This window comes from Amycolatopsis sp. WGS_07 (assembly GCF_045278895.1).
In the GTDB taxonomy this organism is placed as follows: domain Bacteria; phylum Actinomycetota; class Actinomycetes; order Mycobacteriales; family Pseudonocardiaceae; genus Amycolatopsis.
On the sequence record NZ_CP136053.1, the window covers coordinates 698,912 to 722,105 of the forward strand.

General features: G+C 68.9%; 25 protein-coding genes. 12 read left to right on the plus strand and 13 right to left on the minus strand.

From position 1 onward, the window contains the following. The first annotated feature begins 71 nt into the window (after positions 1-71). Positions 72-1,016 (plus strand): MBL fold metallo-hydrolase, encoded by a 945-nt coding sequence (locus RPX00_RS03010; RefSeq protein ID WP_406637232.1) that lies wholly within the window; start codon positions 72-74, stop codon positions 1,014-1,016. A gap of 171 nt (positions 1,017-1,187) precedes the next feature. Here RPX00_RS03010 and RPX00_RS03015 read toward each other — a convergent pair whose 3' ends face one another. The 4 genes from RPX00_RS03015 to RPX00_RS03030 form a co-directional block, all read right to left on the minus strand. Then, positions 1,188-1,589 carry an Lsr2 family protein gene (locus tag RPX00_RS03015; RefSeq protein WP_037815144.1) on the minus strand — a complete coding sequence of 134 codons (402 nt, stop codon included), beginning with the start codon at positions 1,587-1,589 and terminating at the stop codon, positions 1,188-1,190. A gap of 358 nt (positions 1,590-1,947) precedes the next feature. Beyond that, complete coding sequence (locus tag RPX00_RS03020; protein ID WP_406637234.1) at positions 1,948-3,573, minus strand: phospholipase C; 1,626 nt, start codon at positions 3,571-3,573, stop codon at positions 1,948-1,950. A gap of 41 nt (positions 3,574-3,614) precedes the next feature. After that, positions 3,615-4,811, minus strand: a complete 1,197-nt coding sequence (locus RPX00_RS03025) for a Dyp-type peroxidase (RefSeq protein WP_406637236.1) — start codon at positions 4,809-4,811, stop codon at positions 3,615-3,617. Continuing rightward, positions 4,808-5,977 (minus strand): EfeM/EfeO family lipoprotein, encoded by a 1,170-nt coding sequence (locus RPX00_RS03030; protein ID WP_406637238.1) that lies wholly within the window; start codon positions 5,975-5,977, stop codon positions 4,808-4,810. The genes RPX00_RS03025 and RPX00_RS03030 overlap by 4 nt, the downstream gene beginning before the upstream one ends. Before the next feature lie 569 nt (positions 5,978-6,546). Here RPX00_RS03030 and RPX00_RS03035 point away from each other — a divergent pair. From RPX00_RS03035 to RPX00_RS03045, 3 genes are read left to right on the plus strand one after another with little or no spacing between them, the layout of a single operon-like run. After that, complete coding sequence (locus RPX00_RS03035) at positions 6,547-7,254, plus strand: RraA family protein (RefSeq protein ID WP_406637240.1); 708 nt, start codon at positions 6,547-6,549, stop codon at positions 7,252-7,254. Then, positions 7,244-7,945 (plus strand): SDR family oxidoreductase, encoded by a 702-nt coding sequence (locus RPX00_RS03040; protein WP_406637242.1) that lies wholly within the window; start codon positions 7,244-7,246, stop codon positions 7,943-7,945. Before RPX00_RS03035 ends, RPX00_RS03040 begins: the two co-directional genes overlap by 11 nt. Further along, positions 7,942-8,334: an NUDIX hydrolase gene (locus RPX00_RS03045; RefSeq protein ID WP_406637244.1), complete on the plus strand. Its 393-nt coding sequence runs from the start codon at positions 7,942-7,944 to the stop codon at positions 8,332-8,334. The genes RPX00_RS03040 and RPX00_RS03045 overlap by 4 nt, the downstream gene beginning before the upstream one ends. Here RPX00_RS03045 and RPX00_RS03050 read toward each other — a convergent pair. From RPX00_RS03050 to pucL, 5 genes are all read right to left on the minus strand, one after another. Continuing rightward, positions 8,312-9,412, minus strand: coding sequence for a glycerate kinase (locus tag RPX00_RS03050; RefSeq protein ID WP_406637246.1), 1,101 nt, complete (start codon positions 9,410-9,412; stop codon positions 8,312-8,314). The two genes, RPX00_RS03045 and RPX00_RS03050, sit on opposite strands and share 23 nt — an antisense overlap. After that, on the minus strand, positions 9,409-9,786 hold the full coding sequence (locus RPX00_RS03055; protein WP_009082380.1) for a gamma-glutamylcyclotransferase: 378 nt from the start codon (positions 9,784-9,786) through the stop codon (positions 9,409-9,411). Before RPX00_RS03055 ends, RPX00_RS03050 begins: the two co-directional genes overlap by 4 nt. A gap of 14 nt (positions 9,787-9,800) precedes the next feature. Continuing rightward, complete coding sequence (locus tag RPX00_RS03060) at positions 9,801-11,243, minus strand: NCS2 family permease (RefSeq protein ID WP_406637249.1); 1,443 nt, start codon at positions 11,241-11,243, stop codon at positions 9,801-9,803. Between the two features lie 128 nt (positions 11,244-11,371). Next, positions 11,372-11,854 (minus strand): nucleoside deaminase, encoded by a 483-nt coding sequence (locus tag RPX00_RS03065; protein WP_406637251.1) that lies wholly within the window; start codon positions 11,852-11,854, stop codon positions 11,372-11,374. Between the two features lie 30 nt (positions 11,855-11,884). Then, the gene (gene pucL, locus RPX00_RS03070; RefSeq protein WP_406637252.1) at positions 11,885-12,757 is read right to left on the minus strand and encodes a factor-independent urate hydroxylase; all 873 of its coding nucleotides are present in this window, start codon (positions 12,755-12,757) and stop codon (positions 11,885-11,887) included. A 161-nt stretch (positions 12,758-12,918) separates the two neighbouring features. Between pucL and RPX00_RS03075 the strand changes: the two genes are divergently transcribed. The 5 genes from RPX00_RS03075 (at position 12,919) to RPX00_RS03095 (ending at position 17,811) form a co-directional block, all read left to right on the plus strand. Then, the gene (locus tag RPX00_RS03075) at positions 12,919-14,439 is read left to right on the plus strand and encodes a PucR family transcriptional regulator (protein WP_406637254.1); all 1,521 of its coding nucleotides are present in this window, start codon (positions 12,919-12,921) and stop codon (positions 14,437-14,439) included. Between the two features lie 181 nt (positions 14,440-14,620). Continuing rightward, positions 14,621-14,920, plus strand: a complete 300-nt coding sequence (locus tag RPX00_RS03080) for a YciI family protein (RefSeq protein ID WP_406637256.1) — start codon at positions 14,621-14,623, stop codon at positions 14,918-14,920. A 138-nt stretch (positions 14,921-15,058) separates the two neighbouring features. Continuing rightward, on the plus strand, positions 15,059-15,928 hold the full coding sequence (gene folP, locus RPX00_RS03085; protein WP_406637258.1) for a dihydropteroate synthase: 870 nt from the start codon (positions 15,059-15,061) through the stop codon (positions 15,926-15,928). Further along, positions 15,928-16,740, plus strand: coding sequence for a dihydrofolate reductase family protein (locus RPX00_RS03090; protein ID WP_406637260.1), 813 nt, complete (start codon positions 15,928-15,930; stop codon positions 16,738-16,740). Before folP ends, RPX00_RS03090 begins: the two co-directional genes overlap by 1 nt. 15 nt (positions 16,741-16,755) lie before the next feature. Then, positions 16,756-17,811: an amidohydrolase family protein gene (locus tag RPX00_RS03095; RefSeq protein ID WP_406637261.1), complete on the plus strand. Its 1,056-nt coding sequence runs from the start codon at positions 16,756-16,758 to the stop codon at positions 17,809-17,811. On the opposite strand, the gene RPX00_RS03100 is transcribed toward RPX00_RS03095, so the two are convergent. Both RPX00_RS03100 and RPX00_RS03105 read right to left on the minus strand, forming a co-directional pair. Then, on the minus strand, positions 17,808-18,323 hold the full coding sequence (locus RPX00_RS03100; protein ID WP_406637263.1) for a GNAT family N-acetyltransferase: 516 nt from the start codon (positions 18,321-18,323) through the stop codon (positions 17,808-17,810). The two genes, RPX00_RS03095 and RPX00_RS03100, sit on opposite strands and share 4 nt — an antisense overlap. Further along, positions 18,304-19,059 carry a hypothetical protein gene (locus tag RPX00_RS03105; protein WP_406637265.1) on the minus strand — a complete coding sequence of 252 codons (756 nt, stop codon included), beginning with the start codon at positions 19,057-19,059 and terminating at the stop codon, positions 18,304-18,306. The genes RPX00_RS03100 and RPX00_RS03105 overlap by 20 nt, the downstream gene beginning before the upstream one ends. A gap of 93 nt (positions 19,060-19,152) precedes the next feature. Here RPX00_RS03105 and RPX00_RS03110 point away from each other — a divergent pair, with 93 nt between their 5' ends. The 3 genes from RPX00_RS03110 (at position 19,153) to RPX00_RS03120 (ending at position 21,964) form a co-directional block, all read left to right on the plus strand. Continuing rightward, positions 19,153-19,971, plus strand: a complete 819-nt coding sequence (locus RPX00_RS03110) for a response regulator transcription factor (protein ID WP_406637267.1) — start codon at positions 19,153-19,155, stop codon at positions 19,969-19,971. A gap of 26 nt (positions 19,972-19,997) precedes the next feature. Further along, positions 19,998-20,339 carry a VOC family protein gene (locus RPX00_RS03115; RefSeq protein WP_406637269.1) on the plus strand — a complete coding sequence of 114 codons (342 nt, stop codon included), beginning with the start codon at positions 19,998-20,000 and terminating at the stop codon, positions 20,337-20,339. Between the two features lie 98 nt (positions 20,340-20,437). Next, on the plus strand, positions 20,438-21,964 hold the full coding sequence (locus RPX00_RS03120; RefSeq protein WP_406637270.1) for an AMP-binding protein: 1,527 nt from the start codon (positions 20,438-20,440) through the stop codon (positions 21,962-21,964). 50 nt (positions 21,965-22,014) lie between these two features. Here RPX00_RS03120 and RPX00_RS03125 read toward each other — a convergent pair whose 3' ends face one another. Both RPX00_RS03125 and RPX00_RS03130 read right to left on the minus strand, forming a co-directional pair. After that, positions 22,015-22,242: a hypothetical protein gene (locus RPX00_RS03125; protein WP_406637272.1), complete on the minus strand. Its 228-nt coding sequence runs from the start codon at positions 22,240-22,242 to the stop codon at positions 22,015-22,017. Continuing rightward, entirely contained in the window at positions 22,239-22,907 is a 669-nt protein-coding gene (locus tag RPX00_RS03130) for a hypothetical protein (protein ID WP_406637274.1), read from the minus strand. Before RPX00_RS03130 ends, RPX00_RS03125 begins: the two co-directional genes overlap by 4 nt. Positions 22,908-23,194 lie beyond the last annotated feature (287 nt).

Consider the following 23,194-nt stretch of genomic DNA (forward strand, 5'->3'; position numbering starts at 1 on the left):
CTGACAGCAGGTGACTTGGTCTATACCATTCCGGTGATCAATTCCCGTCCGGTGGCCAACGAGGGGATCCCATGCCCGTCATCAGGCGCAATATCGTCCCGCTCCGGTATTCCGACCCGAGCGTCGTCGCTTACGTGCGCAGCCCCAGCGACTGGATGGTGTCCAACTGCGGATGGATCCGCGGCCGGGAAGGCGTGCTGCTCGTCGACACCTGCGGCACCGAACGCGACACGCTCGACCTGGTCAGCGACGTCCGCAAGTACTCGACCGTCGAAATGCCGCTCACGCTCGTGCTGACCCACGCGCACGGCACCCACCACAACGGGGCCGGGGTCGCGCTGCGCAACGGCGGCCGGATCCTGGCCGCGCCGACCGCGGTGCCCATCATCCGGTCCGGACCGCAGTGCAACGAGGAGATCTTCGCCTGCGCGAACTGGGGCAAGCTCGAGGCGCCGCGTCCCGAGGCGGTGCACGCGGTGATCGAACCGGTCGAGGTCGACCTCGGCGGCGTGGTCGTGGAGGTCGTCCCGTTTCCCGGGACCGCGCACACCGACGGCGACCTCGTGCTGTTCGAACCGCGGACCGGGACGCTGTTCACCGGCGACCTGCTGTCGGTCGGGTCGACGCCCTTCGCCGTGCACGGCTCGATCCCGGGCTGGCTGACCGCATTGGACTGGCTCGACAAAATGTTCCCGGACGTCCGGACGTTTGTGCCGGGACACGGCGGGCTCAGCCATCCGGGCAGCTTCCCGGTCGCGGTGCTGCGCACGTATCTGCACTGGCTGCTCGACGCGACCGCGGGCGCGGGCACGCCGGACTTCGCCGAACTCGCCACGATCGCCCGCCGCCGCTGGCCCACCTGGACGGTTCCGGAACGGCACATCGGGAACCTGCTGCGCGCGCACGCCGACCAGCACGGGGAACGGCTCGCGTCCGCCGACGCGATGCGCGCGATCCGCGACGCCGCCGGCGGCAAGATCGACCTGGACGCGCTGCTCGGCCTCGGCAAGTCCTAACCCGGGAAATCGATTCCCCGCCCGCGCGCGAACCGGCCTATTCGCGGCGGACGGGCGCGGGAATCGCTATTTCCCCGGGACAGCCAGAAGGGCGCCGCCGGGAATCCCGGCGACGCCCTTACCGCTGATCAACCGCCGCGGCCCCCGCGGCACAGCTGCCGAAAAGAACGCTCAGGCGCTGGCCTTCTTGCGCGTCGCGCGCTTGCGAGCCGGCTTGGCCGGAGCCTCGGTGTCGCGCTCTTCGTACGCCTTCACGATCTCCGCCGGGAGCCGACCGCGGTCGGACACGGTGAAACCGTTGTTCTCGGCCCACTCGCGCATCGCCTTGTTGCGCTCGCGGTCCGCCGCGGTCGAAGCCGGCCGCGGGGACTGCCCGGCGGCCATGCGGACCTTGCGGCCGCCCACCCGGCGCGAAGCGGCGACGTAACGGGCCAGTTCTTCCCGCAATGCGGCAGCGTTGTCTTCGGACAGATCGATCTCGTAGCTCACGCCGTCGAGACTGAACGGGACGGTCTGTTCGGCGATGCTGCCGTCGATGTCGTCCACCATCTCGACATGGACTTTTTGCGCCATGATTCGCGTTCCTTCACCTTCTACAGGATGTGCCTGCGATTACCCTATCGTGTCGAGTGACGGACCGCGCAGCGTGACTCCATTCTTGTCCGGGGGCCCGCGCTTTCCCCTCCGGTTCCCGAACACCTTCGGTGTCCAATCCGCGACAGCGCGCACCGTTCCTTCCGGTCGCGCGGGTCCGGGCGCTCCGGTGCCCGGCGAATGCGAGCGTCTTTCACCTGGACTGGAAATTTCCAGTCCAGCCTGCGGTATTCGCACGCGGTTTCCCGCTGAGCGGACCCGGGCCAGTACCCGGAAACGGCCGAAGGCCACCGGGTCGAAACCCGATGGCCTTCGGTGTGGCGAGGGAAAACGCGAGCTAGCTGCGCCCGACCGGCGCCCCCGTCTTCGGGTCGAGCGGGAGCTTGCCCGCCTGCGGCCACCAGAAGTTGAACATGTTCCACAGTCCGCCCGCGCGAGTGTCGAACGAGCCGTCGCCGACGCGGCCGGAGAACCAGTTGTCCTCGATGAATTTCAGCACCGAGGTCTGGTCGGTCCGGGTGTGGTCGACGTAGTTCACCTTGCTGTAGGGCGAGATGACCAGCAGCGGCAGCCGCGGGCCGTACCCGCAGCGGTCCGCGTGCCCGCCGAGCCCGGTCGGCTTGCCGGTGCAGACGGCCTGGTCCTGCGCCGCGTCCTGCGAACCGTTGACGATCTTCGAGTTCTCGTGGTCGTACCAGCCGTCGGAGTCGTCATAGGCGAGCACGATCGCCGTCGAGCGCCACTCCGGCGACTGCTGGATCTTGTTGATCTCGTCCACGACGAAATGCTGTTCGTCCAGCGGGTCGGAATAGCCGGCGTGCCCGTCCTGGTACTCCGGCGCCTTCAGGAAGCTGACCGCGGGCATCGAACCGGCCTTGAGCGAATCGTTGAAGTCGCTCAGGTCGTACTGGTGGTTGGCCTGGTCGGTCTGCCCGATCGCCTGCACCGAGGACGGCGGCAGGTGGTGCGGGTTCGAAGTGGACTTGTAGTACTGGAACGGCTGGTGGTGCGGGCTGTAGTCCACGGAGGACTGATTGCCGACGTTCGCGTGCTTCTGGCCGCAGACCGCGTAGCCGTTCTGGGTGCCGGTCGGCTTGAAGCCGCCCTGGAACCAGCCCCACGTGACGTGCCGGTCGTTGAGCAGGTCGCCGACGTTGCGGCCCCGCATCGCGCCGAGGTTGTCCTTCGCGGTGTGGTTCTTGTCGGAACAGTCGTCCCACGCCGGGTCCGGATCGTTGATCACGGTGCCGACGCCGTCCTCGTCCGGCGAGGCGACGACGTAGGAATCGCTCTTCGGCTCGTGCGTGACCGGGTCGAGCGCCTGGATCCCGTGCGTCTGGCCGGAGATCAGGTTGATCGCACCCGGGGTCGAGGGGCCGAACACGGTGTTGAAGGAGTTGTCGCTCAGCGAGTAGTGCTGCGCGTAATTCCACATGCCGGTGACGGTGTTGCCGTCGTAGTAGTCCATGACCAGACCCGGCTCGCCGAACAGGACCGGCTGGCCGGTGCACTTGTCGGTCTCGGTCTTCTCGACGAACTTGTCCATCTTGCCGCCGTTGAACGCGGCCTGCTCGGCGCCGTAGCTGTGGTTCTGGTCGCAGGTGAGCGCCTGGTCCGGCCCGAGCCGCTTCGGGTTGTACGCGTTCGGGTTGTCGGTGAGCAGCTTCTGGTCGAGGCCGTTGACCTTCGGCGTGTGCTTCGCCGCCTGGAACGGAGTCCCATTTTCGTTGGTGGCGTTCGGGTAGGTGCCGAAGTAGTGGTCGAACGAGATGTTCTCGCCGAAGATCACCACGACGTGCTTGATCGGGGTGAGCGTGGGCAGCCACGCCGCTGGCAGCGGGTGCAGCGGCTGGGCCTGCGCGGACGACGCCGCGGAGCCGGTGCCGATCGCGAGCACCGCCGCCGAGACGAGCGCGCCCGCACCGAGCAGGCGACGGCGCCGTCTGCCGAATGCTGTGTCCACTGAGGATTCCTCCTGGTTCCGGGGATGGGGATCGGCGCGCCTCAGGCGAGGAGCGCCCGGCCGAAGTGGTCGCTGGGACCGGTGACGCCGGGCAGCGCGAAGAAATAGCCGCCGCCGAACGGGGAGATGTAGTCGACGAGCGGTTCGTCGATCAGCCGTTTCTGCACCGCCTCGAACTGGCGCTCGAGATCCTGCTGGTAGCAGGTGAAGACGAGGCCCATGTCGAGGTTGCCGTTGGCGTCGACGCCGCGGTCGTAGTTGACCGCGCGACGCAGGATCCGGCTGTCGTCGGTCTGCGGGGTGCGCGGATTCGCCTTGCGGATGTGACTGGTGAGCGGGATGACGGTGCCGATCGGATCGTCGGCGTAGCGCGGTTCGTCCTGTTCGGACGCACCGTCGAGCGGCGCACCGGTGTCCCGGCGGCGGCCGAACATGTTCTCCTGCTCGGTGAGCGAGACCCGGTCCCAGAATTCCACCAGCATCCGGATCAGCCGGATCACCTGATAACTGCCGCCCGCCGTCCACGCGGGCTCGCCCGCTCCGGACACCCACACCAGCCGGTCCATTTCGGACTCCGCCGGATTCGCGATACCGTCCTTGAACCCCATCAGATTGCGCGGCGTGCCGGACGGACGGGACGGCGAGCTGAACCCGTTGATCTTCCACCGCAGCTGCATTCCGCCCCGGGTCGCGCGAGCCAGGTCGCGCAACGCGTGCAGCACGGTGTCGGTGTCGCCCGCGGACAGGATGAGCGACAGGTCGCCGTGGCATTGCGGCGCGTCGAGCGCGTCGTTGGGGAACATCGTCATCGGCTTGAGCTTCTTGGGCTTGCGATCGGCCAACCCGTACCGTCCGTCGAAAAGGGACGATCCGACGCCGACGATCACACCGAGATCACTGTGCGGCACGACCGGCCCGAGCACCCCAGAGTCAGCAGGCGGCGCGGTAATCCCCAGCGCGGCCGGTGCACCGCCGTTCGTCAGAAACCGCGCGCGGTCAGTGATTTCCTGAAACAGCTGGGTCAACTCGGCCCGGTTCTCCGCAACGACGTCAAATGACGCGATGACACTCTGCGCCGGCGGCTGCCGAAGAATCGCAGCCTGCTTCGCCCCGTGAAACGGCACCGTAGCCGGGCTTTCACTCGCACTAGCAGTGACCCCGATCCCGGCAGCCGCCGTGATCCCCGCACCCACGACAGTACGGCGCAGGAAGGACCGACGAGAGGACTCCGTCGTCACGAGATCCTCCTCGGCTCCGCGATCGCGGCGATCGGAGCGAGCAACTCGGTCAACTCACTGACGTCCGCATTAAGCTTCTGCCGCTGCGACGCGGACAACTGGCTCACCGGCGTCCACGAGTTGTCCGGCTTCTTAGCACTGTCAAGCGTGGCTTTAGTCCGCTTCATCCAACTGTCCACTTTGGCCAGCGCTGGATAACGCGGAGCGAGAACCGGACGCAAGACGTCGAGGACCGCTTGCGTACCGTCCAGATTCGCGCGAGCAGTGGCAAGATTAGTACCGCTACCGTAATCGGTGCGAGCGGTCAGTTCGAATTGCAGGGTGTTCTCCACGATCTCGTGCGCGCGCAGGCCAAGGTCGTTCGGGTCGACCTGACTGTCCGCAAAGGACTTGCGGAGCTTCTGCACGTCGCTGTCCAACTGATCAACCACCGGGGCGAGCGTGGCGAGGTCTTCGTTGTGCCACAGCCCGAATTCAATCCGGTGAAACCCAGTAAAGTCCGGGCTCTTCACTCCGTCCGGAAGCCCAGCAGCGTTCCCGTTGATAGCCTTGTCGGAATCCCCGAACGCGTTGTAAGCCGCACCGAGGCGCTCGTAGTCGAGATGCGCGACAAGCCACGCGGCCTGACTCGCACCGCGATCATTGCCGCGAATGGCTTCTTTTACCTTTCCGACGTCGGCAGCCAACTGCCCGAGCCCTTGCGTCACATGCGCTTGATAGGACTTCAGCGGCCCGAGCAGATCATTCTGCGTCACCGGCGCAACCCCTGGACCGCGTTCCGCACCACCACTCACCGTGACAGCCGGTCCGACAATCGCCGACGAATCCTCAGGGAGACAACGGAATGCGTAGGTCCCGTTGCCAAGCGTCACCTGCAACGGCCGGACAGTCCCACTGCCAAGCCCTTCGACCTCGCCGTAGACAACGCCGGTCGCCGGATCGATGAGATCCACCTCGGCAGTCACGGATCCGGTGTTGCGCAGGTGAAAAGTCTGCACCCCCGGCCGAGGATCCGCCCAGCCCTGCCCGCAAGCCGACCGCGAGATCTGGATCTCCGGATCCTGCGCCGAAGCCCCGTCCGGCCAGACCGCGAAAGCAACGCCCGCCGCCACGACCGCAACCGCGACCCCACCGCCAATCCAGCGGCCGCGCACAGACCCCGGCACTCTTTCCTCCTGGCACACGTTCGGACTACCGGGAGGGAATTATGCGTGCGGAAAGTGAAGAAACCCTGGTCGAGACCACCCCCGAACCGGGAATTCACCAGGACTTCAACCAGCGAACGGAAGAAACCGGATATAGCCGCCAAACGGCATGGTAAATACCTGCCCGGTTTCGCCGCGTTTGGCGCGTTCCGTTCGGAGCGGCGGAGATGCCCGTCCACAAAGGACATAAACGCCGCCACAATGCCCGATTGATCACCCTATGACCGTATTTCCAGGTCCGTGAGGGACCCCCACGAACCCCCGCTCCCCAACACCACATGAGGGGCGCGAGCCCCACCCGCCACCGATGCACCCACCCATCGAGGCACCCAGCCCCACCCCCGCACCCCGATACGAAGCCTCCCTGCGGTCGGTGGGTGCTTGTCAAGGCATCTTTCCCGCCTTGACAAGCACCCACCGACCGTCAGCACAATCGGGCTTCGGGGTGCCCCACGCCACGCCCAAAACCCCACGACCACCCGCAGCACCCCCCGCTAACGTGAACCACCCCCAAGAAAGAGGCAGCCCCCATGAACCACCAAGAACTAACCACCCGCTTCAAGGCACTAACCACCGCCCACCTAGCAGACGCCTGCCTCCGCGCCCGCCTAACCGTCCGCTGCGCGCCCGCCGGAACCACCCCAGTAATCCCAGGCCAGAAGCTATCCGGAAGAGTCCTCCCAGCCAGACACTCCGGCAGCGTCGACGTCTTCCTGGAAGCACTAACCTCCGCCCAACCAGGCGACATCCTGGTAGTCGACAACCGCGGCCGCCTGGACGAAAGCTGTGTCGGCGATCTCATCACCGCCGAAGTCGCGACAGCCGGGCTCAGCGGCATCGTCATCTGGGGCCTCCACCGCGACACCGCCGAACTCCGCGAGATCGGCCTCCCGGTCTACAGCCTGGGCTCCCTCTCCACCGGCCCCCTGCACCTCAACGACCGCGCCGCGGACGCACTAGAAGCCGCCACCATCGGCGAGTGGACCGTGACGACCGACGACCTGGTCTTCGGCGACGACGACGGCGTGCTCTTCGTCCCAGCCGCCCAAGCCAGCGAAGTACTCCGGCTAGCGGAATCCATTCGCGACACCGAACGCCAGCAGGCGGAGAAGATCCGCAACGGGGTCACGCTCCGCGCGCAGGTCCGATTCAGCGAATTCCTGGCCCTGCGGGAGAAAGACCCGTCCTACACATTCCGCCAGCACCTCCGCGCGAAAGACAGCGCCATTGAAGAATGAGAAAGCTGCCCTGGTCACCGGCGTCGGCAGGCAAGCCGGAATCGGCGCGGCGATCGCGGCCCGGCTGAAGGAAGACGGCTGGGCCGTAGTCACCACCCACTGGTCCGAATATGACCGCCGGATGCCATGGGGCGCCGACGAAACCGTCCAGGGCCTCGAAGCCGACCTCGCCGACCCGGAAACCCCGGCAAGACTGTTCGACCAGATCGACGGCGACGTCCAGGCACTCGTGCTCGCCCACTGCGAGTCCGTCGACTCCAGCCTGCTCGACACCACTGTGGACAGTTTCGACCGCCACTTCGCCGTGAACGCCCGCGCCAGCTGGCTATTGATCCGAGAGTTCGCAAAACGCTACCGCGGACCACACGGCGCGGGCCGAATAGTGACGCTGACTAGCGACCACGTGGTGCACAACCTCCCTTACGGCGCAAGCAAAGGAGCGCTAGACCGGATCACCCTGGCCGCCGCCGGGGAACTCGGCCACCTCGGCATCACGGCGAACGCGGTGAACCCCGGCCCGACCGACACTGGCTGGATCACCGAGCCTCTGCGCGAGGCCATCACCCAGCACACGCCGCTGGGCCGAGTCGGCACGCCTCGCGACTGCGCCGGTCTCGTCGCATTCCTTTGTGGACCTGAAGGCGGCTGGGTGAACGGCCAAATCCTCGTCGCCAACGGAGGCGCGGCATGAACGACAAACACCTCGCCTACGTCCTGCTCCCGCGCGGCGAAACCGTCCTGCTGATCCGCCGCGCGCCAGGAACTTTCCTCGGCGGCCATTGGGAATTCCCCGGCGGCACCGTCGAACCCGGTGAAGCGCCGGAAACCACCGCGGTAAGGGAAGTCGCCGAGGAAACCGGGCTGCGCGTACGGCTCGCCGGGCAGCGGGCCCGCCAATCCTGGCCGGACCGCACCGGCAAACCGTTCACCGTGCACGCCGCCTATTACGACGCGCACCCGGACTTCCTCGGCGACCTTCAGCTCAACCCGGCCGAACACGACGACCATCGCTGGCTGACCCCCGCCGACGCGGCCGGACTCCCCCTGTCCGACCACGTCAGGCAGGTACTGCTCGGCTGAAATCCCGAGCCAGCTGCGCGGCCCGGTCCCGCAGCAGCGACCGGGCCTCGGCGACGCACCGGTACTCGTCCGGCTCCACGTCGGTCAGCGCGTACACCCCGGCGAAGCCCGCTGCCCGCCATTCCGGCGCGGACAGCAGGCATCGGCCGGCCAAGGCGACCACCGGCGTACCGCCCGCCGCCCGGACCACGCCGACCGGCGCTTTTCCGTGCAGTGATTGCGTATCCAGCGATCCTTCGCCGGTGATGACGAGCCGGGCGTCGCGGGCAGCGGCCGGGAAGCCCAGCAGCTCCAGCAGCACCTCGATGCCCGGCCGGATACGGGCGCCGAGTCCGGTGAGCACACCGAACCCGACGCCGCCTGCCGCGCCAGCGCCCGGGGTGGCGGCGTGCGCGGAGCCTGCTACTTCGGCCCATCGAGCCAGACCGCGTTCTAGCATCGCGATCTCATCAGGGCCAGCGCCCTTCTGCGGACCGTAAACCGCGGCCGCGCCGTCCACACCCAGCAGCGGGTTGTCCACATCGGACGCCAGGACAATGTCCACTTCGGGCAGTCCGGACAGATCCACTGTGGACAACTCGGTCAGCGCCGCACCGCCGGGGGCGAGCGGAGAACCGGAAGCGTCGAGCAACCGCGCGCCCAACGCGGTCAGCAATCCGGCCCCGCCATCGGTGCACGCGCTGCCGCCGACGCCCAGCACGATCTGCGTCGCGCCGGCGGCACGGGCGGCCGCGATCAGCTCGCCCGTGCCGTAGCTCGACGCGGTCAGCGGTTCCAGCCGGCCGCCGGGCAGCCGATGCAAGCCGGACGCCTCCGCCAGCTCGACCACGGCGACCGTCCCGCGAAGCGCGTAGTACGCGGTGATCCGGCGACCGGTCGGCCCGGACACCCGCACCGGCACCCGCCGGAACCCGGCGGCGACAGCGGCGGCGACTGTCCCGTCGCCGCCGTCCGCCACCGGCAGCTGCCGCACCGGTTCGCCCGGCGCGACCTCGGCGAACGCCGCGGCCACCACCTCCGCGACCTCCGCCGCGGTGAGCGAGCCCTTGAACTTGTCCGGAGCCACCAGCACTGTCACGCCGCGGCCTTGAACGCTCGCCAGTCGCCGATTTCGGTGATGTCCCGCAACTGCACGTGCGAGGTCTGCGGCCGCCGCAGCAGCATCGCGAACGCCGAGCTGCCGTCGGCCAGTTCGATCACGCCCAGCTCCAATTCCGGCGGTTCGGACGGGAGCACCCGGTCGCGCAGCTGGTCCAGGGTGAGGTCGTAGACCTCGCCGGAGATCGCCGCGCCGCCGTGCGCTACCGGGACCAGCGCCGGGCATTGCCCGCCCACCGAGTAGAACCGGTACTTCGCGGCCGTGGTCGTTTCGGCCACCAGCGGAGCGCCGTCGAGCAGATGGTGCAGAGGTTCGCCGCGCATCGCGCCGCCGTTGAGGAACATCAGAGGCATGTCGGTCCCTTTCTCTAGAGGATCGCCTTCACCACGTCGATTCCGAAATAGACGGTGAACACGAGCGCGAGCACGGTGAGAATCCACCCCGCTTCACGCCACTTCCCGCGGAAGGTCTTGATCAGCACGAACGCGATGAGGCCCGCGCCGACGCCGTTGGTGATGGAGTAGGTGAACGGAATGAGCGCGACCGTCAGGAACACCGGGATCGTGTAATCCGGGTCGTTCCACGGGATATTGCGGCACTGCGCCACCATCATCCCGCCGATCACCACGAGCGCGGGCGCGGCGGCCTGCGCCGGGACAATGCCCGCGATCGGCGTGAACAGCAGGGTCGCGCCGAACAACAGTCCAGTCACGACACTCGCCAGCCCGGTCCGCGCGCCCTCCCCGACGCCGGCCGCGGACTCCAGGAACACCGTGTTCGGCGACGAGCCGGTCAGCCCGCCCGCGATCGCGCCCGCCCCGTCCACGAACAGGATCCGGCCCATCCTCGGCACCCGGCCGTTCTTCGACAGCCCGGCCTCGGCCGACACGCTGGTGATCGTGCCCATCGCGTCGAAGAATCCGGACAGCACCAGGGTGAACAGGAAAATCGTCGCGGTGAGCGCGCCCGCCCTGGCGAATCCGCCGAACAGATCGACCTGTCCGAGCAGTCCGAAATCGGGGGACGCCACCACCGAATCCGGCAGCGTCGGCGTCGTCAGCCCCCATTCGCCGACCCCGAATCCGTCGTGCAGCACCACCGCGAGCACGGTGGCGGCGGCGATGCTGATCAGCACCGCGCCCGGCACCTTCCGCGACATCAGCACGGTCATCAGCAGCAGGCCGAAGCAGAACACCGCGATCGGCCAGCCGTCGAGATGCCCGTCGGTCCCGAGCCGCACCGGGACGGTCGAATGCGCCGCGTCCGGGGTCCGCGTGACGAACCCCGCGCTCACCAGGCCGACCAGCGCGATATACAGCCCGATGCCGACGGTGATCGCAGTTTTCAGCGGTCCCGGAATCGCGTTCATAATGCGTTCCCGGACGCCGCTGACCGCCATCAGCACAATGCAGACGCCTTCCAGCACCACGAGCCCGAAAGCCTGTGCCCATGTCATCGTCGGGGCCATCTGGAACGCGACGATGCCGTTGATGCCGAGCCCGGCGGCGAGCGCGAGCGGTGCGTTGCCGACGAGTCCCATGAGGACAGTCATTACCGCCGCGGCGAGCGCGGTCGCGGTAGTCACTTGCGCGGCGCTGAGTTTCGCGCCGGTGATGTCGGCGGAGGCGCCGAGGATGAGCGGGTTGAGCAACACGATGTAGGCCACCGCGACGAAAGTGGTCACGCCGCCGCGTACTTCGCGGCCTACCGTGGTGTCGCGGGCGCGCAGTTCAAACAGTCGCTCCACAATGGACTTGCGCTGAGGTCCGGGAGCCGAGGTCGCCGCTTCGTCGAGGCGTACCTGGGTCATGTCCTCCCCTTGCCGGTGGGTGTGCCGGACCGCGCCCCTGGCACGGGCAAGGGGCGGGCACGGCGGGACGTTTGCGTTTTTCTGGTGCTCCGGTCAGCACCGGGATGGTGGCCCGGTGGGGTAAGGGCTCAGTACTCGATCCGGTCGGACCGGCTGAGCCAAGCGGAGAACGGCGCGAATGAATCCTCTGTAGACACTCGGGACACGGGGGTCTGCCACGTTTCGCGCGGGTGCTCGAAAAGCTCGTAGAACGCCCGGTCGTCGAATCCGGCCCGGGCGGCGTCGTCGCGATCAGCCGCGTACAGCACGCGGTCCACGCGCGCCCACAGCGACGACGCGAGACACATTGGACACGGCTCGCACGAGGACACCAGCACACAGCCAGCGAGGCTGAACGTGCCGAGCGCCTGGCAGGCCGCGCGGATCGCGACCACCTCGGCGTGCGCGGTCGGATCAAGCGACGGGGTGACGCGGTTGACGCCGGTCGCGACGGTCTCGCCGTCCTTCACCACCAGCGCGCCGAACGGGCCGCCGCCGTCGGCGACGTTCTGCTCCGCGATCCGCACGCATTCGGCGAGCCAGGCGCGTTCGACGTCGATGGACACGGTCATAACGGTACTTCTCCCAACAGGTCGGATTGCTCAGGACCACGCCGGCCCGGCCGGCGGGGCGTCGTCGCGCAGGACGGTGCCCTCGATCAGGCCGTACGGCCGGTCGGCGGCGTAGAACACCTCGCCGGGGTTGTCGAGGCCGAACGGCTCGAGGTCGACGAGGAAGTGGTGCTTGTTCGGCAGCGCGAACCGGATCTCGGCGATCTCCGGGACGGCCTCAAGCACCGCCTGCCCCATCGCGTACAGCGTCTGCTGCAGGGACTGGCTGTGCGTGCCGCCGAACGCGTCGAGCAGGGTGGCGAGCGCGGTTTCGTGCGCGTGCGCCCAGTCGGTCTCCTCGACGGAGAACCGCCAGGTCGCGGACACCGCGGTGGCGAGGATCCGGTCCTTCACCTCGGCCAGCGTCGTGTACTCGTCGCGCGGGAAACCCCAGAATTCGGACCCGGTGGAGTTGAGCACGGTCAGGTCCTCGACCCCGCCGAGCACCCAGGCCCGCTCGCCGTCGTAGGTGACGCGCGTGGTGCGCGTGCCGGCCCCGGAACGCGCGAACGAGTGATGCGCCGGCCGTCCGCCGACCTGCAGCCGCTCCCACGGATGGGCCGCGATCGAGACGCGCGCGGCGTGGATGCTCTCCTGCGCGGACACGAAGTGCCGGGCCAGCCGCAGCGCGAAGTCCTCGATCTCGCCGATCCCGTCGCGGGCGAACGCGAACACGGTGTTCTTCTGCGTGTCCGTGGCCAGGACCTTGTCGTTGGCCCCGGTCAGGTGGGTGTCGCTCATGTCGCCCGACAGCGACACGCTCACGGTGAGGTCGGTGATCCGGTGCTCGTCTCCGTCCCGGTCGACGCGGACCAGCCGGTTTTCGGCCTTCCCGTAGCGGTTGTCGCCAAGAACGATCGCCATTGGTCATCCCTTCTCGTTCGCTCGCCGAGTGAGTACACCTGGCGCGACGTGGCACGGGCCACGGCAGATCCGCCGAAAGCGCGGCGGGCGAACGGCCGGTTTTTCGTAGTTTCCGCCAAACCCCTCTGGTGTGCGGTACTGATGGGCGGAAGGAGGCACGCATGCGGCTGGGTGCACTGCTCGACACCCCGGAGCTGGGGTTGCGGCTGCTGGCGGGCGAGAACGCGCGCGACCGCGAGTTCGGCCGCGTTTTCCAGGCGACCCTGCGGGATCCGACGCGGTACCTCGACGGCGGCGAGATCGTGCTGTGCGGCCTGCGCTGGCTGCCCGGGCGCGCCGACGCGGACGAGTTCGTCGGCAAGCTCGCCGCCGCGGGCGTCACGGCGCTCGGAGCGGGCACCGCCGAGGTCGGCGGGCCGGTGCCGGACTACCTCGTGACCGCCTGCGAACGCGTCGGCCTGCCGTTGTTCGAGGTGCCGGTGTCGGTTTCGTTCGCGACCGTGGCCGAACAGGTGATCCTGGGCCTCGCGGCGGAACGCTCCGCACCCGCCCGCGATTCGCACCGGCGGCTGGTGGCCGCCGTGACGTCGGGGCACGGGCTGTCCGCGCTGGTCAACGCCGGTGCGGAGGAGCTGGGCACCGGCTGCCGCGTGCTGAGCGCGACCGGACGGCAGCTGGCGGGCGGACCCGAACTGCCCGCCGAACGCCGCACCGCGCTGGCGCGGAAGTTCCTGCGCGCCGAGCGGCTGCCGTGCCAGGACGGCCCAGTCGCGCTGCTGGGCGCGGCGGGCCGCTCCGGGCACCGGATCGCGAGCTGGTTCCTGGTGGTGGACGGCGATCCGGCGCAGTGGCCGGCCGCGCGCCGCGAGCTGGCGCAGGAGCTGGCCGCGCTGGTCGGGCTCGAACGGTCCCGGGTGGACGAGGCCAGGCGGATCGAGAACCGGGCGGCCGAACCGCTGCTGCGGCTGGTGCTCTCCGACGACGCCGCGCCGGGCGAGCTGACGTCGCGGCTGGCCGCCGCCGGGTTCGCGCCGCAGGAACCGGTGGCGACGCTGTCGGCCGAGGTCCGCGGCGGCGGGCCGGGGCTCGCGCAGGTGCTGGTGGAGGAGCTGCTTTCGACCACCGGCGGCCCGGTGCTGGTGGCCACGGTCGACGGCGAGACGTTCGGCCTCTTCTCCTCGCGCGACACCGAGGCGCTGCGGGAAGCGGTGCACACCATCGAGCCCGCGCTCGGGTCCGCGCGGCTGACGCTCGGCCTCAGCCGCGCCGCGGACGCCGCCGGCCTGCGCTCCGGCGTGCAGGAAGCCCGGCACGCGCGCACACTGGCAGCGTTGACGCCCGGCCGGGCGACGGTGTTGTCCGGCGACGAGGTGGCGTCGCATTTGCTGCTGCTCGCCGCCGTTCCGGAAGACCTGCGCCGGACGTTCGGCGAAAAGGTACTGGGACCGGTACTCGCGTACGACGCCGCACACGGTTCCGAATTGATAACAACGCTCAAGGCGTTCCTGGAACATTCGGGATCTTGGACACAGACTTCGGCCACGCTGCACTTGCACGTGAACACTCTGCGATACCGCATCACCCGGATCGGCGAACTCACCGGACGCGATCCGAGCCGGTTCGCCGACCGGGTCGATCTTTATCTGGCCGGTTGCTTCACGCAGAACTGGGGCTGGTCCTGACCATCCGTCCGAAATGTCCTGGGCAAACGCCGCGGCCGGTGATTTTCCTTACCCCGTAAAGGAAATCTCCGCAGTACGGTTATCCGTAAAGAATTATTGGGAATACTTGACCATTCGATGACCCGGCGCGGCACTCGGGAGGAGGATGCACCATCCGACCGAGCGTCCTACGCTGAGGGGCATGTACATCGCATTGCTGTCCTACACAGCGCCTCGAAACGAAGTCGACTACGCACTGGCCGAACACGCGGACTGGCTGCGAAGCCACTTCGCGCACGGATTGTTCCTCGTTTCCGGAAAAGGAAACGAGGACGCGGACCAGGTCATCATCTCCCGCCCGTGTGCGCGCGGCAAGCTCGACGCCGTGCTCGCCACCGACCCGCTCGTGCTGCAACGGCTCGCGCATTACCGCGTGATCGAATTCTCCGCGACCCGCACCGCCAACGAATTCCTCACCGTCAACGAGGCGCTCGCCTCCTGATCCGCCGTACCCGCAGATCGCCGAACGCCCGGAAGCAGGTGGCCTCCGGATGGTTCCGCCCGCCACCTGCCGGACGTACTCCCGCCGCGAACTCGCCTATGATCACGCGAGATCTTTCGTTCCGGCCCGGGAGACCGCATGCATACGCCCGACCTCGTGTTCCGAGGCCGTCGCCTCACCAGTGACCGCGCCCTGGTGATGGCCATCGTCAACCGCACCCCAGACTCCTTCTACGACAACGGTGCGACCTTCGAAGAAGCCCCCGCGCAAGCGGCGATCCGCCGCGCGCACGCCGAGGGCGCAGACCTGATCGACATCGGCGGCGTTCCGGCGGGCAAAGGCCCCGAGGTCACCGCGGCCGAGGAGATCCGCCGGGTCGTGCCGACCGTCGAATGGGCCCGCGAGCACTTCCCCGAGCTGGTCATCAGCGTGGACACCTACCGCGCCGAGGTCGCCGACGCCGTCTGCCGCGCGGGCGCGGACCTGGTCAACGACAACTGGGCGGCGATCGAACCGGAGATCCTCGACGTCGCCGCCGAACACGGCGCGGGCTACATCTGCTCGCACACCAACGGTCTCGTCCCGCGCACCGAAGCCGTCCGTCCGGTTTACGACGACGTGGTGGCCGCGGTCGTCGAGGGCACCACCGAACTGGCCGAGCGCGCGCTCGCCGCGGGCGTGCCGCGCGAGGGCATCATGATCGACCCCTGCATCGACTTCGGGAAGAACTCCTACCAGTCGCTCGAACTGCTGCGGCACGTCGACGCGCTGGTCGCGACCGGCTGGCCGGTGCTGATGGCGCTGTCGAACAAGGACGTCATCGGCGAAACGCTGGACCTCCCGGTCGGCGAACGGGTGATCGGGACGCTCGCCGCCACCGCGGTGTCCGCGCTGCACGGCGCGGCGATGTTCCGCGCGCACCAGGTCCGCGAGACGCGGCAGGTCGCGGAGATGGTGGCGAGCATCGTCGGCACCCGGCCGCCGGCGAACGTTGTACGGTCGGTCTGATGCGCGAAGTCTTTCCCGGCAGCCAGGACCGCACCGAGGCCGAGGTCGAGCAGCTCTACGTCTATCCCGACGGGCCGAAGTGGCTCGCGGTGAACTTCGTGTCCAGCGCCGACGGCGGGATCACCGTCGAAGGCCGCTCGGGCGGGCTGTCGACGCCCGCGGACCGGATCGTCTACCGGCTGGGCAACGACCTCGCCGACGTCGTGCTGGTCGGCGCGGGCACCGCACTGGCCGAGGGCTTCGAGGGGCTGCGCCCGGACGAGCAGACCGCCGAGCGCCGGCGCAGGCACGGGCTGGCCCCGATCGCGCCGATCGCCGTGGTCAGCACCGGCCGTTCGCTGCCGCCGGACGCGCCGGTGATCACCAAGGCACTGGTGCCGACGATCGTCGTCACGAGCGCGGCGACGGACCCGGACCTGCGCGCGGCGTGGGCGGCGGCCGGGGCGGACGTCCTGGTCGCCGGGACAGGCGACCCAACCCTGCACGAGGCGACCGGCGACCCGGCTCTGCACGCCGCCGCGGACGATCAGCGCCCGCGCCCCCGCCACGGCGACGTCGACCTCGCGGCGGCGGTGGACGAACTGGCCCGGCGAGGCCTCCGCCGCATCGACTGCGAGGGCGGACCGCACCTGTTCGCGTCGCTGCTGGCCGCGGGCGTGGTGGACGAACTGCGCCTGACGGTCGCGCCGATGCTGATCGCCGGAGACGCCCCGCGCGTCGCGATGGGCGCGGCGATCGACCCGCGGCAGCTCGAACTGCTTTCCGCCCTGGTGGACGACAATTCAGTACTGTTGCGGTATCGCGTCCACTGACCCTGGGGAGGGATCGTGGCCAAGACCGCTCTGCGCAACGCGCGAGTCTTCGACGGACGAGGGCTCACCGAACCGCGCACCGTCGTCATCGACGGGCCGGTGCTCGGCATAGACCCTGCTGGGGCAACGGAAATCGATGCCGCCGGGGCGACGCTGCTGCCCGGATTCATCGACGCGCACGTCCACCTGACCGAGCCGGAACAGCTGGCCGACCTCGCCGCGTGGGGTGTCACGACGGGGCTGGACATGGCGTGCTGGCCCGCCTCTCGGGTAGCCGAGCTGCGATCGGTGGGTCCGGCGGACTTCCGCAGCGCCGGTCCGCCCGCGATCGGCCCCGGCGGCATGCACACCCGGATCCCCGGGATGCCCGCGTCCTCGATCGTGACGACCGCGGAAGCCGCCGTCCGGTTCGTCGAGGCGCGGGTGGCGGAGGGCGTCGACTACGTCAAAGGCGTCGCGGAGGCTCCCGGTGACGGCGGACCGCCCGCCGAGGCCTTGCAAGCGTTGGTCGACGCCGCGCGGGAGCGGGGCTTGGACACCGTTCTGCACGCGGCGACCCCGGGCGCGTACCACTTGGCCGTGGCGACCGGCGCGCGGTTCGTGACGCACGTGCCGGTGATCGGCCGGATCGCCGCCGAGGACGTCGCCGCGATGAAAACCGCCGGGCAGACGGCCGTCCCGACGCTCACCATGATGGAAGGGGCGCTCCCCTACTTCGCTGGCGCCGCGGGTGATTACGTGGCCAACGTGGCCGCTTTGCACGCTGCCGGGGTCGAAATCCTCGCCGGGACCGACGCCAGCGCCGAATCCGGAGCCCCGGTCGTTCTCCCGCACGGATCGAGCCTGCACCACGAGTTCGAACTGCTGGCCGAGGCCGGGTTGACGTCGGTGGAGATCCTTCGTGCCGCGACGATCGCCCCGGCGCGGGCGTTCGGGCTGACCGACCGAGGCGAGATCCGGCCCGGGCTGCGCGCCGACCTGGTCCTCGTCGAAGGCGACCCGGTGACGGACCTGTCGGCGACCCGGGCTATCCGCACGGTGTGGTGCGCCGGAACGGAAATCCCCCGCTAGCCGAGGTCGAGGACGTACCGGTCCAGCACCGCGCCGTCCTCGACCACCCGGCCGCTCAGCCCGAACCCGGCCCGCCGCGCCACCGCGCCCGAACTCACGTTTTCCGGCTCTGCCTTGATCACCGCGCGCCGCGTTCCTTCGCTAGCCGCGTACTGGACCGCCAGCAGCACCGCCCGCGTCGCGAACCCGTGGCCCCTCCACTGCGGGTACAGGCCGTAGGCCACGTTCGTCTCCCCCGGCGCGAGATGCTCGCCGGAGAACCGCAGGTCGACCGTCCCGGCCAAAACGCCGTTCACCCGGATGCCGAACGCCCGCAGCGACCCGCCGGAAGCCCATTCCTCCTGGCAGTGCTGGAAGTACTCCCGGGTGCCGGCCAGCGTCCCCGGCCCGCCGTTGAGCCACCGGATCAGCTCCGCGTCCTCGCCCGCGAAGTGCGCCTCCGCGTCGGCCGGACGCAACGGCGTCAAGGCGAGCACGCCGTCGGTCAGCTCCTCAAGATCGCTGGACGGCATCGTCGGCTTCCTCGAACGTCGTCTGCGCCTTGGTCAACTCCTCAGCCGCCCGAGCCGCGCGCTGCTCAGCCTCGGCAAGCCGCTCCCGCAACTCGGCCACCCGATCGTCGGCCTGCTCGGCCGCCCGCTCCGCACGCAGCAGATTCCGCTCCGCCTCTGCCCGCGCACGCACCGCCTGCCGCCGTTCCAGCGCCCGGATCCGGGCCTCCTCCTCGGCCTTCCGGTCCTTTTCGGACTGTCGGGTCTTCTTGGCCGGGGCGGGATTCGTCGGCAGCGACAGCCAGCGGTCGGCGTCCTGGCGAGCTTTGGACGTCAGCCGTCCGGCCAGCGCCAGCCGGGCAACGTCGGCGTCCGCGACGATCGCCTCCAGCGTCTCCTCCACCTCGCGTTCGACGGAATCGCTCAAGTCGGACGCGTCCCGGATGATCCGCTGCACCAGCTCCGCCCGCTGATGCGCCAGCTCGCGCAGCCGGGAGCCGTCGAGCTGTTCGTGCGCGTCGCGCAGCTGCTCGCCGAGCGACGCCAGCTCGGACAGCGGCGCGGACCCGTCGCGGGCCAGGCGGTTGATGTACGCCGCGGCCGCGGTCGGCTTGCGCAGCGCGCGGATCCGGCGCGCCAGCTCGACGTCGCCCGCTTCCTTCGCGGCGCGGGCGGCCGCGGTGCGCTCCGCGACGAAGTCGGCCGGTTCACCTGCGTAGAGCCGGTCGGCGACGGTATCGAAATCCGAGGTTGCCACGTGTGCCACCGAACCACACGAGTAGTCCGAACGCGACGCAACGCGTAACGTGGACGTCCACCCATCAAGGTCGAGTGAAGCGGGACGGTGCCCATGACGCCTCCGGGCCGGCTCGCGCTCACGGCCAGCCCCCTGGTCGCCGGCGCGCTCAAAGCACTGCAAATCGCTACCGAGCTGCCGGTCGCGATGGGCGGACCGGTGTCGGCGGCTTCCCGCTCGCACGTGATCGACCAGCTGCGCGGCACCACCACCCGGTCGCTGCAGCACGTACAGGTGGACACCGGAGCCGGGCTCGGCGGCAAAGCGGTGGCACTGGCGCGGCCGTCAACGGTCGTCGACTATCTCAACGCACAGGGCATCACGCACAAATACGACCACGCGGTAGCACCCGAACGGCTGCGTGCGATGGTCGCGCTGCCGGTGCGCGTCGGCGAGACCACGCGCGCGGTGCTGTACGCGGCGTCCCGGGATTCGATCACGTTCGGCGACCGCCTGTTGCACGCGGCGACCGCGGTGGCGACGCGGCTGGGACGCGACATCGAGGTGGAAGAGGAAGTGCAGCGTCGGCTGGCCACGCCGGCAGCCGTCCCCGCCGCCGAACGCGGCGACCTGCACGCGGAACTCACCGCGATCGCCAGTTCGATCCAGGACGAGAGCGCCCGGGAACGGCTGCTGGCGGTGTGCGAGCGGCTGCGCCCGGAGCTGGACCTGCCCGGCGTCGCGCTGACCCCGCGCGAGGTCGACGTGCTGCGGCTGGTCAGCGAGGGCTGTACGAACGACGAGATCTCCGACCGGCTCGGCCTGCTGCCCAACACCGTCAAGTCGTATCTCAAGCACGCGATGCGGAAACTGGCGGTGTCCAACCGGGTGCAGGCGGTGAACCGGGCTCGCGCCGCCGGGCTGCTGCGCTAGGCCGCGCGATGAGGCGACTGAGCGGAGTGACGATCGATTGCGCCGAACCGGCTGTCCTGGCCGGCTTTTGGAGCGCCCTTCTCGACCGGCCAGTTTCCGGCGAGCACGACGGCCCCGGCTGGGCAACGGTCGGCTCCCGGTTCGACGCCGTTCCCCGGCTGACGTTCCAGCGCGTTCCCGAGCCAAAACGCGGCAAGGCGAGACTGCATCTGGACATCGAGGTGGACGACGTCGACGAGGCACGGACGCAGATCGAGGAGTTGGGCGGACGTTGGACCGGGGAGCGCCACGACTACCCCGGCGAGGGCGTCGTGCTGGTGATGGCCGATCCGGAGGGACACGAGTTCTGCATTGTCCAGTACTTCTGACGGCCCGGCACCCTCCATGTGGGGTGGCTAGATCCGGTCCAGCGAGTGAAAATCACCCGCGCGGGCAGTGCGGCCCGCTGACGCGAAGGGATCGCCACGTGTTCTATGACCTCAGTGTCTGCGACTTCCTCGACCGCGCCGAAACGGTGTACCCGGACCGGATCGCGGTGGTGGACGAACCCGCCCAGCCCGCGCAGTCCTGGGGTTCGGTGTCCTACCGCGAACTCGCCCGCCGCGCCCGCGCGCAGGCGGCGAACCTCGACGCGCTGGGCGTGCCCGCCGGCGGCCGGGTCGCCATCGTCTCGCACAACTCCGCGCGGCTGCTGACGTCGTTCTTCGGCGTCTCCGGATGGGGCCGCATCCTGGTGCCGGTGAACTTCCGCCTCGCGCCCGCCGAAGTGCGCTACATCGTCGAACACTCGGGCGCGGAAGTTTTGATGATCGATCCCGAGCTAAAACCGTTGCTGGACAGCGTGACCGCGAAGCACGTGTTCATTCTAGGCGAGGACGACGACAAAATCTGGGGCGGCGAAGGCGAACCGCGCCCGTGGACCGCCGACGAATCCGCGACGGCCACGATCAACTACACCTCGGGTACCACCGCGCGGCCGAAGGGCGTCCAGCTCACGCACCGTAATTTGTGGCTCAACGCAACCACTTTCGGCCTGCACACCACGCTCAGCGACAACGACGTCCTGCTGCACACGCTGCCGATGTTCCACGCGAACGGCTGGGGAATGCCGTACGCGGTCACCGGTCTCGGCGGACGGCACATCGTGCTGCGCAAGGTAGACGGCACCGAAATCCTGCGCCGCGTGCAGGAACACGGCGTCACCATCATGTGCGCCGCCCCCGCCGTGGTCACCGCCGCGCTCGACGGCGCGGCTACCTGGGACGGCGAAATCCCCGGCCGCGACCGCGTCCGCATCGTCGTAGCCGGCGCGCCGCCGCCCACCCGCACCATCGAACGCGTGCGCGCCGAACTCGGCTGGGAGTTCATCCAGATCTACGGCCTGACCGAGACCTCGCCGCTGGTCACGGTGAACCGCTTCCGCAGCGAATGGGCCGACCTGGACCCGCACGAGCAGGCGAAGCTCCTCGGCCGCGCGGGCGCACCCGCCCTAGGCGTCCGCGTCACGATCGACACCGACGGCGAGGTCCTCACCCAAAGCAACCACAACCTCGACGGCTACTGGGAAAACCCGGAAGAAACCGCGCGAGTCCAGGAAGGCAACTGGTTCCACACCGGCGACGGCGGCAGCTTCACCGACGGCTACCTCACGATCGCCGACCGCAAGAAGGACGTCATCATCACCGGAGGCGAGAACGTGTCGTCGATCGAGGTGGAGGACGCGCTCAACTCGCACCCGGCCGTCCGGGAGGTCGCGGTGATCGGCATCCCCGACGAGAAGTGGGGGGAACTGGTCACGGCTTTGGTGGTGACGGACGGAACCGAGGCGACGGCGGACGAGCTGATCACGCATTGCCGCCAGCATCTGGCGGGGTACAAGTGCCCAAAGCGCGTGGAATTCCTCGCGGAACTGCCGCGGACGGCTACCGGGAAGATCCAGAAGTTCAAGCTGCGGCAGCCGTTTTGGGAGGGGCAGGACCGGCAGGTGAACTGAGCTTGCCGCAGTGCTCCTTCATCCCATGTCAGAAGGAGCACTGCGGGCGCTCAAGAGTCCCGCTCCCAGGCTTTCGTGTATTCGCGAAATACGCCGTTTTCTCCCCAGAACCACAACCGCTCGCATTCCGGGCAGCGCACGACCAGGGTAGCTTTGCCGAACAGTTCGACACCGGAAGCTTCGACGTCGAATTCATCATTGGTCAAGAAGTACATGCTGTCGTGCGGGTCGTCGTCTCTGACGATGTTTCCGCACACGCACCGGATCTTCGCCATCATCGCCCTCCGAAGAACTTGACCCCGCTCAGCAGGGGGCCCTTGCCCCAACTGGAGATCATACTGTTCGCCCAGTCCAGCGCCTTGGCCGCGCCGCCGAAATCAGCTTCGGTAAGACCGCTGGGACCGAGGTCGACGATCACTCCCCCGCCGTGCACCTGCGAGTACTTCCCGGCTATCCGGCTCACCACATTTTTGACAATATTTGTTTTCGGCGTAATCACATCCCACAGGACGCCGTCGACGACCAGGTCGCTCGTTTGTCCTTCGGCACGGGTTCCGATGGGGTCTCTCAACTCGACGCGAGCACCGTCAGACGCCATTTCCTCAGCCGCCCTGATCTCGGAAGCCGAGGCTCGGGTCGCGGTGATGTCGAGAAACCCGGGATTGGGCAGGTCGACGAGCCGCTCGGCTTCCCTGGCCAGCTGAGCGGCCCCGGCCGCCTCTTCCTCCGCCAGGCCCGCGGCCCGGCCGACCTGGGCGGCGATCTGCGCGCCGGCCGCGTCGAGGGTTCCGGCACCCGCGGTCGCCGCCTCCGCCGCTCCCAGCAGTTCGGCCGCCCCGATCCCGCCTTCGCCGAGTTCGACCGCGCCCCCGCCCAGGACTCCGATCAGGTCGCATTCCGGACAGGCGAGGGTGACCAGTCCGGTCAGGACGATCAGGCTCACTGTGCTCAGCCAAGCCGGAGTGTCGTCCCCGACCGGCCGGGGCGAGAAGTCGGGGCTGAGCAGATTGTGCGGGTCGAGACAGCGAGTGATGTCGTAGCTGCCGTAAGGATTGAGGTGGCGGCAAAGCTCCTGTAGATGGTTGAGGACGCGTTCCTGGTCCGCCTTGCTGCCGCTGAACAGCGCGATGCAGTCCTCGGTGGAGTAGATCCCCTCGTTCCAGGCAGCGCGAATCCCGGGCTGGCATTGATAGGTCCGCGCTTTGATCGCTTCTTGCTTCTCGACGGCGG

Coding starts and splice junctions, on each gene's coding strand:
- RPX00_RS03010 (WP_406637232.1), top strand. CDS start 72: ATGCCCGTCATCAGGCGCAATATCGTCCCGCTCCGGTATTCCGACCCG.
- RPX00_RS03015 (WP_037815144.1), bottom strand. CDS start 1,589: ATGGCGCAAAAAGTCCATGTCGAGATGGTGGACGACATCGACGGCAGC.
- RPX00_RS03035 (WP_406637240.1), top strand. CDS start 6,547: ATGAACCACCAAGAACTAACCACCCGCTTCAAGGCACTAACCACCGCC.
- RPX00_RS03045 (WP_406637244.1), top strand. CDS start 7,942: ATGAACGACAAACACCTCGCCTACGTCCTGCTCCCGCGCGGCGAAACC.
- RPX00_RS03055 (WP_009082380.1), bottom strand. CDS start 9,786: ATGCCTCTGATGTTCCTCAACGGCGGCGCGATGCGCGGCGAACCTCTG.
- RPX00_RS03060 (WP_406637249.1), bottom strand. CDS start 11,243: ATGACCCAGGTACGCCTCGACGAAGCGGCGACCTCGGCTCCCGGACCT.
- RPX00_RS03065 (WP_406637251.1), bottom strand. CDS start 11,854: ATGACCGTGTCCATCGACGTCGAACGCGCCTGGCTCGCCGAATGCGTG.
- pucL (WP_406637252.1), bottom strand. CDS start 12,757: ATGGCGATCGTTCTTGGCGACAACCGCTACGGGAAGGCCGAAAACCGG.
- RPX00_RS03075 (WP_406637254.1), top strand. CDS start 12,919: ATGCGGCTGGGTGCACTGCTCGACACCCCGGAGCTGGGGTTGCGGCTG.
- RPX00_RS03080 (WP_406637256.1), top strand. CDS start 14,621: ATGTACATCGCATTGCTGTCCTACACAGCGCCTCGAAACGAAGTCGAC.
- folP (WP_406637258.1), top strand. CDS start 15,059: ATGCATACGCCCGACCTCGTGTTCCGAGGCCGTCGCCTCACCAGTGAC.
- RPX00_RS03090 (WP_406637260.1), top strand. CDS start 15,928: ATGCGCGAAGTCTTTCCCGGCAGCCAGGACCGCACCGAGGCCGAGGTC.
- RPX00_RS03100 (WP_406637263.1), bottom strand. CDS start 18,323: ATGCCGTCCAGCGATCTTGAGGAGCTGACCGACGGCGTGCTCGCCTTG.
- RPX00_RS03110 (WP_406637267.1), top strand. CDS start 19,153: ATGACGCCTCCGGGCCGGCTCGCGCTCACGGCCAGCCCCCTGGTCGCC.
- RPX00_RS03125 (WP_406637272.1), bottom strand. CDS start 22,242: ATGATGGCGAAGATCCGGTGCGTGTGCGGAAACATCGTCAGAGACGAC.